Origin of the sequence: Epilithonimonas sp., assembly GCF_036780765.1 — a bacterium.
GTDB lineage: Bacteria > Bacteroidota > Bacteroidia > Flavobacteriales > Weeksellaceae > Epilithonimonas.
This window is the reverse complement of record NZ_DAIQCG010000006.1, coordinates 47,898-61,198: the sequence shown is the minus strand read 5'-3', so window position 1 is coordinate 61,198 and position 13,301 is coordinate 47,898. Positions and strand designations below refer to the sequence as shown.

Genomic DNA, 13,301 nt, shown 5'->3' with positions numbered 1-13,301 from the left:
TTACATTGATAATCAACCTATTCTATTCTCATAGAAATCGGCATTCTGAAAGATGACCTTACGGTTTTCCCATTCAGTTGAGCCGGTGTCCATTTTGATTTTATAGATTTCACGGTTCTCTCTGCTTCTTTATTAAAATCAGAATTCTGTCCGGTAATTTTGATATTAGAAATGCTTCCATCTTTTTCTACAACAAATGTAATTACGCCAGAAATCATACCTGTTTGATCCACAGATCCCGTATCGAAACCATTAGCAACCTTTTCACGGAAAGCATTAATTCCACCTTTGAAATCTGCAGCAACATCTACTTTTTTACCATCTACGATTATGTTTGGATCTTCAACTGGAGTTGGAGGAACTGGAGCAGTGTAAGGCGCAACAGTTGGCGGACCAGGAATCACTGGAGGCGCTGTAACCATTGTTGTTTCTGGGCCTGCAGAAGTTACATTGCTGATTGCCGCATTTTTTTTGTCATCGTCTGTTGGCTCTGGTTTATTCTTTTTCACAACTCTTACTGGAGTATACTCTGGGGACTCCACAGTTTTAACTTTAGGAGGAATAACTGTAGCAACAGTTGGTTTTACAACGTTTGGAGTAGTATCGACAGGGTCTAAAATATAAGGTCCAAAATCTTTTGGTTTTTCAACAATTGTATCTGTCGAGAAAGCTGATATAACCAACGGCGTTACAGATAATGCACCAAAGAAAGCTACTCCTATAAGTAACGCTTTTGTTAATCCATTAGAATACTCATTTCTAAGAACATAGGCGCCATAAGCTTTATTTCTATTGGCGAAAACAATTTCGTCCATACGATCTTTCCCAAATACTTGTAGTAAATTTTTCATAACTATAAAATAAAATTTAATTAAACGATTGACAACATTTTTTCTAATTGAATAAAAACATATCAAATAACATTCCATTTTTTAGATAAAAAATCAACTATTTTATACAAATAATAAATATTATTTAATTTTAATTGAAAAATTATTAAACTTGTAAAGAAATAATAAGTAATTTAATGTAATGAAAATCAAACTGTTTTTCTGTATTTTTTGGAGTTTCTGGATCTCGGCTCAGGATGGCTTTGTCTTGGAAAATGCAGATAAAACGGTCCTCAAATTTAAGTTGATTAATAACTTAATTTTCATTCCAATGACCGTAAACGGCGTTGAACTCAATTTTATGTTGGATTCTGGAATTGCGGAAACTTTGCTTTTCAGTTTAGAAAACAAAGAAGTTGATTTTAAAAATATTGAAAAAATCACCTTCAAAGGTTTGGGGGAAACTGTAAGTGTTGAAGCTTTGAAATCGATAAGAAACAACATCAAAATTGGAAATCATTTCGTCGACAAATCTCACACCGTTTATATTGTTCTGGATGAAGACTTCAACATTTCTCAAGATATTGGAATTCCCGTGAATGGGATTATTGGCTATTATTTTTTCAAAAATCATCCGATAGAAATCAATTATTTGAAGAAAACAATCACGGTTTATAAAGACAACTCCAAATTCCCAAAAAGAGTAAAAAGATATGAAGAATTTCCAATGACCGTAGAACTCAATAAACCTTACATGTTGGCTGATGTAGAAATGAAACACAATAAGCAAAGCTCGAAACTACTTTTGGATTTGGGAAACACAGATTCGGTTTGGTTGTTTCCGGTTCTTATCAAAGATTTTGTTTACAACCGTCCGAATATTGATGATTTTTTGGGAAGAGGTTTCAGCGGTGATATTTTTGGAAAAAGAAGCAGAATCAATTCTTTATCAATCGGCAATTTTAAACTCAACAAACCGATTGCTTCTATGCCGGATGAGTTTTCCATCCAACATCTCAATATTGTAAAAGACAGGAAAGGTTCGATTGGCTCAGAAATTCTTAGAAGATTTTCGGTAATTTTTGATTATTCTGAAAAGAAAATTTATTTCAAACCTAATAAAAATTTGAACGATCCATTTTTGATAGACGGAAGTGGATTGGAGCTGAAGCAAAACGGATTAATCTGGGAAAAAGAAGAAGTGAAGGCACAAACCTCAAGAATCAATCATGGAAATAATGAGACTAATGTTTATAATAGTAACGCCGATTCATTTCAATATAAATTTTCATTGAAACCTGTTTTCATTGTATCAGGAACGAGGAAAGATTCGCCAGCACAAAAAGCCGGAATTCTGAAAAATGATGAACTTATAACAATCGACAATAAAACTGCTAAGGAAATGACATTGAGCAAAATACACGCTATTCTCAAAACCTACATCAGCAGAAAAATAAAACTCGAAATCAAAAGAAATGGTTTACCAATGAAAGTAGATTTCATTTTGGAAGATCCAATCCCTTATATTGAGGAATAATTATTGAATGACCAATTGAAACCCGAACTATGAGCGAAACCCTCAACCATATTAGAAACAGACCAAGATTCAAACTTTATACGCATCTTTCTTTGGAGGAGTACGAAGTGAATCTTAGAAAATATTTGGACGATAATAAGGACAAATTCTATGGTAATATCAATAAAGAAGTCGCGACAATCTACGTAAAAATAAAGGAAGACAATTATTGGAAACCCAATCTAGCTTTGAGAATTGAAAAAGATGAAGAGACTGACACAACGGTTATCAGAGGAATTTTTGGACCTAGTTCTGCTGTATGGACATTTTTTATGTTTCTTTATTTTTTTTTCACAATCGCTTGGATGACTTTTTTCACACTTTATTATGTTGAAAAACAAATTAAAACCGATAATTATCCTTGGGCTTTACCCTGCTCTTTTGTGGTTTTAGTTTTCATTGGACTGACATATTTTGCTGCAAGATTTGGGCAGTTTAAAGCTAAAAATGAAATGTTGGAATTGAGAAAATTTGCAGAAGAATCCACTTTTCCTCATGAGAAAATTTAATTTTTAAATTTAATTTTAATCTCTTCGGCAAGATACCTAACCCGTAAACCCATTTTCATAATAACATACTGAATTGGCTTTTGGTTTTTGTAATATTTTTTTATGAAAATATCCATTGCTCCAAAAAATCTATTGAGATACTCCTTATCATATATGGTACTTTCTCCTTTGTAATGTAAAATAGAATATTTGCCATAGTAGAAATTTCTATAACCGTGCTGCAAGATTGTATAGCAAATATCTATATCTTCTCCGTACATAAAATATTGCTCATCAAATCCACCTATCTCCTCATAAACAGATTTTTTAATCAGAAGATTAGCTCCTGTCATAACCTCAACTTCCGCAATACCAAATTCATCAACATCATTCCTATAATAGGTTTTGGTATTGTTGCTAAACGAAGTGAATAATTTTTCGAAAGAATTAACCAAATCCGGCACAGAACGTTTACTTTCTGGTAAAAACTCGCCTTCCAAATTATGCATCCTAAGACCTAAAGCACCAAATTTTTCTTTAGAATCTGCAAAATCGAGGATTTCTTTAAAATAATCACCTTCGATTTCTGTATCAGGATTCAAGATGTAAACATATTCTCCCTTTGCCGAATTGACACCAATGTTATTAGCTTTGGAAAAGCCGAAATTTTTGTCGAGGCTAATGAAGTTAACTCCAGAAAATTCGGACATCAAAGTTTTCCAATCAGAATTCGGAGAATTATTATCAACTACAATGATTTCATATTCAAAACCTTGAAAATATTTTTGAATAGAAAGGATGCAATTTCTCAACAAATCCTTTACTTGATAATGAACAATGATGACACTTACTCTCATTAGCCGGCTTCGTTATAAGCAGTTCTGTTGGTTATAGATCTTCCTAAAGAAATCTCATCTGCATACTCCAACTCATCTCCCACCGCAATTCCTCTGGCAATACTTGAAAATATAACCTGTGAATTTTTGAATTTTTTATAAATATAGTAAGCCGTTGTATCGCCTTCCATAGTTGCACTAAGCGCAAAAATCAATTCTTTTACAACGCCTTCTCCTATTTTCATTTCTATACTTCCGATTCTTAATTGGCTTGGACCAATCCCTTCCATTGGAGAAATTTTTCCACCCAAAACCAAATATTTCCCTTTGTACTTTCCTGTATTTTCAATCGCCATCACATCTCTCACATCTTCTACAACACAAAGCAGTTCATCATTCCTCTTCTCATCATTACAAATATCACAAACTTCTGAGTCTGAGAAATTGTGACATTCTTTGCAATATTTGATATCAGTCACCAGATTTTGTATTGATGATCCTAAAGAAATACCTTGAGAAGCCGGCTGTCGCAACAGATGCAACGCCAAACGAAGCGCAGATTTTCTGCCAATTCCGGGCAAACCTGCGATTTCTTCAACAGCTTTCGACAAAACTTTACTTGGATAATCCATTATTAAGAAACAAGATTCAAGAAATAAGAATCAGGAAAAATTTTTAATCTTTATTAATTTTTTCAAATGTTTGGAAACAGAAATCATAATCGTTTTTATCATCTTTAGAATGACATTCTTCGTCTGTTTTCTGCCAGATCTTTAGGTCAATTTTAGGAAAAAAAGTATCTGCTTCAAAATCTCCGTTCACTTGCGTGATTTCTAATTTATCAGCAATATCGATTGTTTGCTTATAAATTTCGCCACCACCAATTACAAAGAAATCTTCGTTGATTTTTTTAGCAAATTTCAAAGCTTCTTTCAGCGTAGATACAATCAAAACACCTTCCTGAAACCAGTTTTCTTTTCTGCTGACTACGATATTAGTACGATTTGGTAAAGCTTTACCAATACTTTCGTACGTTTTTCTTCCCATCACGACAGGATGATTTTCTGTAAGCGTTTTGAAATGTTTCAAATCTTTTGGAAGTTTCCAAAGCAATTGGTTGTCTTTTCCCAAAGCATTCTTGTTTCCAATAGCAGCAATTATCGTAATCATATTTACAAATCTACATGATTATGTTTAATTAAGAAAAATTTATGAGATTTTAGTTTTTATTATTTCGTATTTTTGGCAAACAGTTAATAATAGAACATTATCGATAATTGCTAAAATAAAATCGATTATAAAAAAATGAAACCGCAAAAGCGGGAAATCAAGAATAATTCTAATGAAAAAAATTTTTATAGCATCAGCTTTTGCTTTATTAATTCTGGCAAGTTGTAATAAGGACAAAGAAATCCTCAATACTTTGAACGACTATAACATTGGACAACAAAGTAAAGGATATCATTTTGGCGACAAATTGCAAATACCGCAAGATGTATTGGATTATGCAGAAGCCATCACAATCAGTTATGGAGATAAAGAAAGTAGTAATTTGACAATCGATCCTAACTTTTTCTCTTTGGGAGAAAACGATGTGACTTTCAATATCAAAACTAAAGGTGGTGAAGTCTTGACTCAGGATGCAACTATCAATGTTTTTGCTAAAGCTAACGCTAGAAAAGTCCCTTATGAAGTTGTGAATCAATATCCACACGATGCTGATAATTTTACTGAAGGTTTTGAAATCCATGGCGATACAGTTTATGAAAGTGTTGGACTAGATGGAAAATCAAAAATTGTAAAATATACTTTAGGAAGCCGCACTCCACTTTTAGAAGTTAAGCAACCTGATACTATTTTCTCAGAAGGCTTAACCGTTTTTGGAGACAAGATCTACCAATTAACATATAAAGCAAAAAAAGGATTCATCTATGATTCTAATATTAAATTGATAAAAGAATTTGACTATCCAGAAGAAATTGTTGAAGGTTGGGGAATGACAAATGATGGTAAAAACCTAATTGTTTCTGACGGATCAAAATATATCTATTTTCTAAATCCTGAAAATCCTTCTCAAATTGTAAGAAAAATTGCTGTTGCAAGCAACAAAGAAGGTTATGATCAAGTCAATGAATTGGAATATCACGATGGGTCTATCTACGCCAACGTTTGGCAAAAGCCTATCGTTCTTCAGATTAATCCTGCCAATGGTGAAGTGATTGGAATCATCGATTTCACAAACATTGCAAAACAGAATACAACAGGAAATGATGATGTTCTAAACGGAATTGCTTTCAAAGGTGAAAATATGGTAATTACCGGAAAGAACTGGAGCAGAATTTACGAAGTGGCTATAAAATAAACCCAATATTAAACTCCTAAAAAAAACGCTTCAAAATATTTTGAAGCGTTTTTTTTATTGTAACGATGCTACATTGTTGTTCGTAACATTTGATGTATTTATAACTGTATATTTTATACTTAATTGTGTATTCTCAGAAAATGTTTTATAAACCTTGTATTGGCTTTGACAAACCTGGGACTTTATCTCGTATTCTCCTTTTTCTACAACAATACTTTCACTTTTCTTAGCTTTGACTGGCAAAATGTAGTGATTGTTTCCAGAAATGTCCATAGTAAAATCACAATCTGACTCATTACTTATCATCAAGACCATACCTTTATTTGCCTGATCCGTATTGAATAAATGATTCAGCAATGAAACTGCTTTTTGCTCCAAATTTAGCTTTTTGGGAGTAGATTGTAAACCCAATATAATATCTGTATTTCTCCCGGAGACAATGGGTGAAACCATAGAAATATTACCAGCACAACTAATTAATAAACAACCAACTATAAATAGCAAAAAAAATCTATTCATCCTTTAGTTTGAACTTGATATAAGTAATTGTTTTGCCTTTCGATGAAAATAAATCTTCATAATAAGTTCTAATATCTTTTAACAATGGGGTGTCTGGTTGATATTCTGCAGCGCCATAAATATCATGATGCGCAGTAAGAATATGATGTCCCAAACCTTGCAACAATCCTAAAGTGTATCCGTGTAAGTATTCTGAATCTGTTTTCAGGTGAATAATTCCGTCTTTCTTAAGAATATGCTTATATTTTTCCAAAAATTCCGGATTGGTCAACCTGTGTTTGGTTCTTCTATATTTGATTTGTGGGTCTGGAAAAGTAATCCAAATCTCAGAAACTTCCTTCTCAGCAAATAGATTTTCTATCAATTCTATTTGAGTTCTGAGAAATGCAACATTCTTCAGATTATCCTGTATTGCTTCTTTAGCACCAAACCAAAACCTAGCTCCTTTTATATCAATGCCAATAAAATTTTTATCCGGAAACGCTTTTGCAAGACCTACAGAATATTCTCCTTTCCCGCATCCTAATTCCAAAACTATTGGTTTATCGTTACCAAAAAATTCGTTCCATTTTCCTTTGTACTGAAAATCATTCAATGCTTCCTCTCTTGTTGGCTGAATGACATTTGGTAATATTGTATTTTCTCTAAACCTCGCTGCTTTGTTTTTCCCCATTTTTTAAATTGTCTCTAAACTTTTAAAAACGTGATAAAAATAAACATTTTTATCTAATTTCAATAAATAATTAATTATTTTAAGAACTTTTATAAAAATAAAATCATTCTTTTTTCAAATCTTCTGTAACTTGCATCAAATGAGAGTTTTGCAATCTTCTCAAATAAATAGGTAGGTATTTTTCTATATAAACTTTAGTAGCCTCGTAATTATTTGATTCCAAGAATATAGAAATATTGTCTGAGCTGTAGATAAATTGAAGAAAGTTTGGAATCAGTTCTTTTGGGATTTTAAGTTTTGTAAAATATTCGTCTCCAAAGTAATCCTGAAGATTTTTGATCCCTTGATTCATTTTTTCATATTTATAATAGCGCTCTTTCTTTTTCTTCTCACCAGAAATCAAATCAAAAATACTATCAACACTAAAACTAAGTCCTTGATTGAATGATAAAACCGGAATCTCAGGAGAAGTCCCATCTCCCTTTGGTTCTGGCAAACCAATCATTTTCTTAAGTTCAAATATTTTTTCAGAACCTTTCAGCATGGAAACATCTCTTCTAAGGTTACCTGTCGGTTTGAAAGAACTAAGAATCACTTCCTGAATTTCATAGTATGCAATCTGAAGTTCTACGAAATTCTTTTTCCTGGCCAACATTTCTTTTGTTACTTCTATATCTTTTCTTTCTGTAGCGATAGACGTAAACCTAAGCAAATCGCCTTCTTTAACAGCAATTTTGAACTCGCCATTATAATTTGCTAATACACTTTTGTGTGCATTGATATTGGTTACATAGACTTGATTAAGATAAAGACTGGACTTATCTCTTATAAATATCTCACCTTCAAAATATTGCCCATAAATTGATGCAATGCAGAACAACAAAGCAATAGTAAATATCTTCTTCATAATAATTGGCAAATTTATAGAGAATAAGTGGAGTATCATTACAAAAAAAAGCCTATAAAGTTAAAATTTCATTAAACTTTATGGGCTTTTTGTTAAGTAATTAGAAATAAATTCTTTTTTAGAAAAGAACTGTTAAAAGATTGATATTTTAATCTGAGTTTCTGTTTTTCAGGAGGATCCAGCCCGTTTTTTGAACTCTATCGGGGTTTCCAGCTTCGTTCCATTCTAATATGTACCAATAGGATGCAGTAGGCAAAGGTCTTCCTTTTAATTTGCCATCCCATTTAAACTGATTTTCCGGGGCACCTTTAAAAACCAAACCCCCATTCCTATCATAGACTTCAAGTCGCGGTTCTATTTTAGTCAACAAATCAGAGTAATCTATAATATCGTTATAACCATCATCATTAGGTGTTATTACATTTTTTTCATTAATGATATAAACAGTCTGTAATACAGAACCACACTGATCTTTGACTTCAACTGTATGTTTACCTTTGGAAACATTTTCAATAACGTTCGAAGATTGTCTATTTCCATCTAGAAAATATTGATAAGAAGGAATGCCATTAGAAGCCACAATTGTGATTTTGTCGCCTTCTATCAAAACATTATTAATAACTAAATCTTCGGGTTCTGATATTTTTACAGGCTGGGGATAAACACAATCATTAAAGCCTAATTCCACAATATAATTTCCGGCAGCAAGATTAGAAGCATAACGATTAGTGCTGATAGTATGCGCCGGATCGGATTCTTTGTACCATTTATAAGAACTGAATCCCAAATTCAAAGCGGGATCAAAACCATCACCTGCATCCAGATCAATTGTAGTCCCTTTGCAAATAATCGTGTCTTTTAAAATCGATGATTTTTTAGACTGTTTGAACCTTAGCTTAAATGAAGAATAATTATCACAATAGTTTCCAGGCTTTTTTATCCGGATGTAAAATGTCTTTTCAGCTTGTGTAAGACTTAGTGTTTGTGATTTACTGATTGACGGCTTATCCGCTTTGAGCTCTGATATTCTATCATAAAATTTGACATCATTGGGATTTAGCGTTTCTGTTGTCATAAAAGCAATAAAATCATCCAGATTCACGGTTTTACTTCCTTTGAATTCATTGTCGCAAACATCAAAAACCGGAATTGTGGCTGGCTGCTGCGGATAATTCATCTGAAGTTGAGAACCGTGATAGAATTGTAAAGTGTAAGTGTCCGGAGTACAACTAAATGCACCAACCTTCACTGTAATATCCTGAGGGTTCTGTGTAAACTCAAAATCATTATCAGGGTTAATTTTAGTTCCGGATTGAGTATAATAATCTACTGTGAAATCTCCATTAAAATTAGTGACAATCTGACCCGTAAAATTCGATAACTTCTCAACATATTTTCCATCAAATTCGTCATCACAAATCATTATCGGAGAATTATTAATGACGGCAACGGGAGCATTTTCTACCTTAACATTACCTGCAAGTGTACATCCTGTGCTGAGCACCACTTCCAATCGGTAATCTCCCGGAACATTAGTAGTGTAAGAAGTTTGATTGAGCGGCAAACCTAGACTAACATTATCCTTATACCAATAATATTTTGCGCCAGAATCATTAATATCACTCGCTGGATTTTTAGGTTGTATTGTAACATTAGAACCATTACAGATAATAGCGGAATCATCTGTTTCAATAGCAGGAATCAAATCTATATTACCGGTAAAGCTTCCAGCTTCCAAAAATACTGCAGAGTCATATTGTGAGTTTGCATTTCTGCCTTCGTCTGCTATTACCAGTTTGATGTGATATTCTTCTCCGGGATCAATCTCTGCCACTGCAGTTAGAATCTTGGTCTGGCCATTAAAATTTGTTGCACTGTCATTGCTTCCATTTTGTTGGCTGTAAAAACCGATAAATCCGTCAAAATACTTAGGATTATCTCTGTCATTAATTGTGGTGACAGAAACCGGATCACCAGTTCCAGGAACAACAGCAATATTTTGGTAAGGATCCTTGCTGCCTTTTTTCTTTATTAGAAATGCAAAAGCATCGCTGTAGTTATAGTTTCCGGGATAATATTCCTCAGATAAAAACATGTATCTGAAGCTGATTTTTTTGCTTAGGGTAGATTTAAAATCAAATTCTAAAAAAGTCGCATTGGAAAGTTCCGACATTGGAAGCCCGGTTGCATCTGCAAGATCCAGATCCCCAGTCCAGCCCGAGGCGGTCGCACTCTGAACAGGCTTCGTCTTCGGTCCTGGCGCTGCTAATATATTACCTGTTGACAATATAATCCCTTCATTCATCCCGAGATTGCTTGTTCCTTTGTTGAAATAGCCATAGCTTGAGTTTCCCGCCCCAAGATTCCCACCAGACACAGTTACGTTGGAAATACTTACGCAGGTAAGATTTTGAGAGCCTATAAATTTATCCGCAACCAGTTGCTGAGGTGTATAGCTTGTAGCATCTACATTGATAAATTGTCCGTTCACTTTACCAAAAAATAAAATCAGAAGAACGGTGATAAAAATCTTATATGAAGACAAATAATATCTCATTTAACATAATAATAAGGATTGCAAATTTACTTCTAAATTTTATAACAAAAAATCCTGCTAAAAATTTTAGCAGGATTTAGTTATATTTTAAAGTAATGTTATGATTACGCAAGAGCAACTCTTACGAATCCTGTAACTTTAAGATCTGCGTTGATAGATTTCACATAATCAGCAACGGATATGCTAGAATCTTTGATGAAATCTTGGTGTACCAATGTATTGTCTTTGTAGAATCTCTGCATTTTACCTTTCAAGATATTATCGATAATGTTTGCAGGTTTTCCTTCCTCAATAAGTTTGTGTCTTTCGATTTCTAATTCTTTGTCGATAGTTTCTTGAGAAACAGCAGTCTCATCAAGAGCAATAGGATTCATTGCAGCAACTTGCATAGAAACAGATTTTGCAACTTCGTCAGCTCCGTCAACTTTTGCAGAAAGAGAAGTGATAGACGCAATTTTGTTTCCAGCGTGGATGTAAGCTCCTAAGAAAGGTCCTTCTATTCTTTCGAATGCTCCGATCTCGATTTTCTCCCCGATAACACCTGTTTGCTCGATCAATTTATCAGCAACAGTCATTCCGTGGAAATCTGTAGCCAATAACTCTTCTTTAGTAGCAGCAAAAATGGCCATTTCAGCGATTTCATAAGCCAACTCGATGAACGCTTCGTTTTTAGCAACGAAATCAGTTTCACAGTTCAAAGAGATTACAACGCCTAAAGTGTTATCCTCGTTTACTCTTGCGATAACTGCACCTTCAGAAGAATCTCTATCCGCTCTGTTAGCAGCAACTTTTTGTCCTTTTTTTCTAAGGATGTCGATTGCTTTTTCGAAATCTCCTTCAGCTTCTACTAAAGCTTTTTTGCAGTCCATCATTCCTGCACCTGTCGTGTTTCTTAGTTTTGCTACGTCTGCAGCTACTGGTGTGTAAGACATAATATTGATTATTTTTTATTTTAATTTTATTTTACCTCCTTCATGTTTTTCAGCGTGCAAATATAGTGAAATTTATAAAAATATTTAGCACCAAAAAACAATCTTAATAAAATTAGAACATTGGGAGGATTTTTCCCAATTCGGTAAAAAATCTAATTAATTTTTAATCTAATTTTCACACTATTTCACAAGATTTAATTTATTTTTACGTTTCAATTAAAATCAGGTCCCTATTAATAATGAAGAAGATATTTTTACTTTTGTTTTTTCTAGTTTCTCTTTCCACTTTCTCGCAAAGCGTCTTCGAAGCAAAATCAACCACAGACAGAGCTGTTGTAGAAAGTTTCATCCGTAATAACCCTAAACATCCTGCTGTTCCAGAGTTAAAACAAAGGGCATTATCCCTGAAATATGGTGGAAATTCTGCAGTGGCCAAACCAACTGTAACAGCAATGACTGAAAATAAAATCGAGAAAACATCCAAAGTTGGAACAACAGCAGCAAAAGGACAACCTTCTGAACAGGCGAAAAACACAGCCGCAGTTCTTACTAGTCTTTTCAACAACGATCCGAACAAAAAAGAAGCAATCATACAGTTCGTCAACAAGTCCAAATGTATTCTTGTCATCAAAATCAGTGGTAAAAAGTTCTACAATCTTTCAGTTCCTGCAAATGGACAAAATTATATTTTAGTTGACAAAGGCAGCTACAACGTTTCAACTATGATTTGTGATGCGACTTACAATCAGAACAAAGCGTTCACAAAAGATGTTATTATTACCTTAAAAGGAAACTAAATCACAGAACATTCTATTGAGATTATTATATTTCATATTAATATTAACTTCGATTCTAACTTTTTCCCAGAAAAAAATTGGATTCGATTCTTTACAGTTGAGAGATGCCCAAGAAGTGTTAGGAGACGACTATGGCAACATCTATATATATAAGAAGAAAGATTTCAGTCTTACCAAATATGATTCGGTGGGAGCACAGCTTGGAAAATTGTTAATGACTTTTCCTTACAAAATACAAAGTGTTACCAATCCTCTTAATATCGTCATGTTTTCGGAAAATGCTCAGGAAATAAAATTCCTTGATCAAAATCTGAATGAAATCCAGAAAATCAATCTAAGTCCAACCTTCGGATTCATAAAAGCCGTTTATGCAGAAGATTTACAATTTGCGTGGCTGATAGATGACAGCAACAAAACGCTTTTTCAATACAATTTTCGGAGCAATTCTATAATTAATTCATTCCCATTCAATATCAACCTTCAATCTCTGCAGGATTTTTTGTTCTATAACAATAAGGTATATATTCTTCTGGAAAACACTTTAGAAGTTTACAATACCAGAGCTACCCTGCTCTATTCTACAACTATCAATAATGCCAGAAAACTTCGGCGGAATAATGATGATATATTGATATTCAATAACCAAAGTATCAAAAAATTCGATGGCAAAAATCTCATCGAAATCTTCCAAAATCCCAATGCAAAAATTGTGGATAAAAATAATGCTGGATTTTTGGCACTCATACAGGACAAGCTTTATCTTTACAGACAAAAATAAATGATAATTGATAAATCATAATTGGTTTTGAAGTTTCAGTTTTCAA

Annotated in this window: 14 protein-coding genes; 5 read left to right on the top strand and 9 right to left on the bottom strand. The window is 33.4% G+C overall.

Annotation, left to right across the window (positions count from 1 at the left end):
* Nucleotides 1–17 precede the first annotated feature (17 nt).
* On the bottom strand, nucleotides 18–851 hold the full coding sequence (locus tag V7P73_RS10710) for an energy transducer TonB (RefSeq protein WP_333853454.1): 834 nt from the start codon (nucleotides 849–851) through the stop codon (nucleotides 18–20).
* Nucleotides 852–1,032: 181 nt separating this feature from the next.
* Here V7P73_RS10710 and V7P73_RS10705 point away from each other — a divergent pair, with 181 nt between their 5' ends.
* Together V7P73_RS10705 and V7P73_RS10700 are read left to right on the top strand one after the other, a co-directional pair.
* Nucleotides 1,033–2,367, top strand: a complete 1,335-nt coding sequence (locus tag V7P73_RS10705) for an aspartyl protease family protein (RefSeq protein ID WP_333853452.1) — start codon at nucleotides 1,033–1,035, stop codon at nucleotides 2,365–2,367.
* 29 nt (nucleotides 2,368–2,396) lie between these two features.
* Entirely contained in the window at nucleotides 2,397–2,915 is a 519-nt protein-coding gene (locus V7P73_RS10700) for a hypothetical protein (RefSeq protein ID WP_333853450.1), read from the top strand.
* On the opposite strand, the gene V7P73_RS10695 is transcribed toward V7P73_RS10700, so the two are convergent.
* From V7P73_RS10695 to V7P73_RS10685, 3 genes are read right to left on the bottom strand one after another with little or no spacing between them, the layout of a single operon-like run.
* Entirely contained in the window at nucleotides 2,912–3,751 is an 840-nt protein-coding gene (locus V7P73_RS10695; protein WP_333853448.1) for a glycosyltransferase family 2 protein, read from the bottom strand. The genes V7P73_RS10700 and V7P73_RS10695 overlap by 4 nt on opposite strands.
* Nucleotides 3,751–4,362 carry a recombination mediator RecR gene (recR, locus tag V7P73_RS10690; RefSeq protein WP_333853446.1) on the bottom strand — a complete coding sequence of 204 codons (612 nt, stop codon included), beginning with the start codon at nucleotides 4,360–4,362 and terminating at the stop codon, nucleotides 3,751–3,753. Before recR ends, V7P73_RS10695 begins: the two co-directional genes overlap by 1 nt.
* Nucleotides 4,363–4,405: 43 nt before the next feature.
* On the bottom strand, nucleotides 4,406–4,900 hold the full coding sequence (locus V7P73_RS10685) for a dihydrofolate reductase (RefSeq protein WP_333853444.1): 495 nt from the start codon (nucleotides 4,898–4,900) through the stop codon (nucleotides 4,406–4,408).
* A 172-nt stretch (nucleotides 4,901–5,072) separates the two neighbouring features.
* On the opposite strand from V7P73_RS10685, the gene V7P73_RS10680 reads away from it, so the two are divergent.
* Nucleotides 5,073–6,092, top strand: coding sequence for a glutaminyl-peptide cyclotransferase (locus V7P73_RS10680; protein WP_333853442.1), 1,020 nt, complete (start codon nucleotides 5,073–5,075; stop codon nucleotides 6,090–6,092).
* Nucleotides 6,093–6,146: 54 nt separating this feature from the next.
* Here the strand turns inward: V7P73_RS10680 and V7P73_RS10675 are convergent, their stop codons facing one another.
* From V7P73_RS10675 to tsf, 5 genes are all read right to left on the bottom strand, one after another.
* On the bottom strand, nucleotides 6,147–6,545 hold the full coding sequence (locus tag V7P73_RS10675; RefSeq protein WP_333853679.1) for a DUF6759 domain-containing protein: 399 nt from the start codon (nucleotides 6,543–6,545) through the stop codon (nucleotides 6,147–6,149).
* Nucleotides 6,546–6,603: 58 nt separating this feature from the next.
* Nucleotides 6,604–7,284 carry a tRNA (guanosine(46)-N7)-methyltransferase TrmB gene (trmB, locus tag V7P73_RS10670; RefSeq protein ID WP_333853440.1) on the bottom strand — a complete coding sequence of 227 codons (681 nt, stop codon included), beginning with the start codon at nucleotides 7,282–7,284 and terminating at the stop codon, nucleotides 6,604–6,606.
* Between the two features lie 103 nt (nucleotides 7,285–7,387).
* Complete coding sequence (locus tag V7P73_RS10665; protein ID WP_333853438.1) at nucleotides 7,388–8,191, bottom strand: hypothetical protein; 804 nt, start codon at nucleotides 8,189–8,191, stop codon at nucleotides 7,388–7,390.
* Between the two features lie 148 nt (nucleotides 8,192–8,339).
* Complete coding sequence (locus V7P73_RS10660; protein WP_333853436.1) at nucleotides 8,340–10,748, bottom strand: choice-of-anchor L domain-containing protein; 2,409 nt, start codon at nucleotides 10,746–10,748, stop codon at nucleotides 8,340–8,342.
* 104 nt (nucleotides 10,749–10,852) lie between these two features.
* Nucleotides 10,853–11,680 (bottom strand): translation elongation factor Ts, encoded by an 828-nt coding sequence (gene tsf / locus V7P73_RS10655; RefSeq protein ID WP_333853434.1) that lies wholly within the window; start codon nucleotides 11,678–11,680, stop codon nucleotides 10,853–10,855.
* 239 nt (nucleotides 11,681–11,919) lie between these two features.
* Here tsf and V7P73_RS10650 point away from each other — a divergent pair, with 239 nt between their 5' ends.
* Together V7P73_RS10650 and V7P73_RS10645 are read left to right on the top strand one after the other, a co-directional pair.
* Nucleotides 11,920–12,477 (top strand): DUF6759 domain-containing protein, encoded by a 558-nt coding sequence (locus tag V7P73_RS10650; RefSeq protein WP_333853432.1) that lies wholly within the window; start codon nucleotides 11,920–11,922, stop codon nucleotides 12,475–12,477.
* Nucleotides 12,478–12,493: 16 nt separating this feature from the next.
* Nucleotides 12,494–13,255 carry a hypothetical protein gene (locus tag V7P73_RS10645; RefSeq protein ID WP_333853430.1) on the top strand — a complete coding sequence of 254 codons (762 nt, stop codon included), beginning with the start codon at nucleotides 12,494–12,496 and terminating at the stop codon, nucleotides 13,253–13,255.
* The last annotated feature ends 46 nt before the right edge of the window (nucleotides 13,256–13,301 follow it).

Bases quoted from the DNA above. Each gene is read 5' to 3' on its own strand.
- V7P73_RS10710 (WP_333853454.1), bottom strand. From the start codon at position 851: ATGAAAAATTTACTACAAGTATTTGGGAAAGATCGTATGGACGAAATT.
- V7P73_RS10705 (WP_333853452.1), top strand. From the start codon at position 1,033: ATGAAAATCAAACTGTTTTTCTGTATTTTTTGGAGTTTCTGGATCTCG.
- V7P73_RS10700 (WP_333853450.1), top strand. From the start codon at position 2,397: ATGAGCGAAACCCTCAACCATATTAGAAACAGACCAAGATTCAAACTT.
- V7P73_RS10695 (WP_333853448.1), bottom strand. From the start codon at position 3,751: ATGAGAGTAAGTGTCATCATTGTTCATTATCAAGTAAAGGATTTGTTG.
- recR (WP_333853446.1), bottom strand. From the start codon at position 4,362: ATGGATTATCCAAGTAAAGTTTTGTCGAAAGCTGTTGAAGAAATCGCA.
- V7P73_RS10685 (WP_333853444.1), bottom strand. From the start codon at position 4,900: ATGATTACGATAATTGCTGCTATTGGAAACAAGAATGCTTTGGGAAAA.
- V7P73_RS10680 (WP_333853442.1), top strand. From the start codon at position 5,073: ATGAAAAAAATTTTTATAGCATCAGCTTTTGCTTTATTAATTCTGGCA.
- V7P73_RS10675 (WP_333853679.1), bottom strand. From the start codon at position 6,545: ATGGTTTCACCCATTGTCTCCGGGAGAAATACAGATATTATATTGGGT.
- trmB (WP_333853440.1), bottom strand. From the start codon at position 7,284: ATGGGGAAAAACAAAGCAGCGAGGTTTAGAGAAAATACAATATTACCA.
- V7P73_RS10665 (WP_333853438.1), bottom strand. From the start codon at position 8,191: ATGAAGAAGATATTTACTATTGCTTTGTTGTTCTGCATTGCATCAATT.
- V7P73_RS10660 (WP_333853436.1), bottom strand. From the start codon at position 10,748: ATGAGATATTATTTGTCTTCATATAAGATTTTTATCACCGTTCTTCTG.
- tsf (WP_333853434.1), bottom strand. From the start codon at position 11,680: ATGTCTTACACACCAGTAGCTGCAGACGTAGCAAAACTAAGAAACACG.
- V7P73_RS10650 (WP_333853432.1), top strand. From the start codon at position 11,920: ATGAAGAAGATATTTTTACTTTTGTTTTTTCTAGTTTCTCTTTCCACT.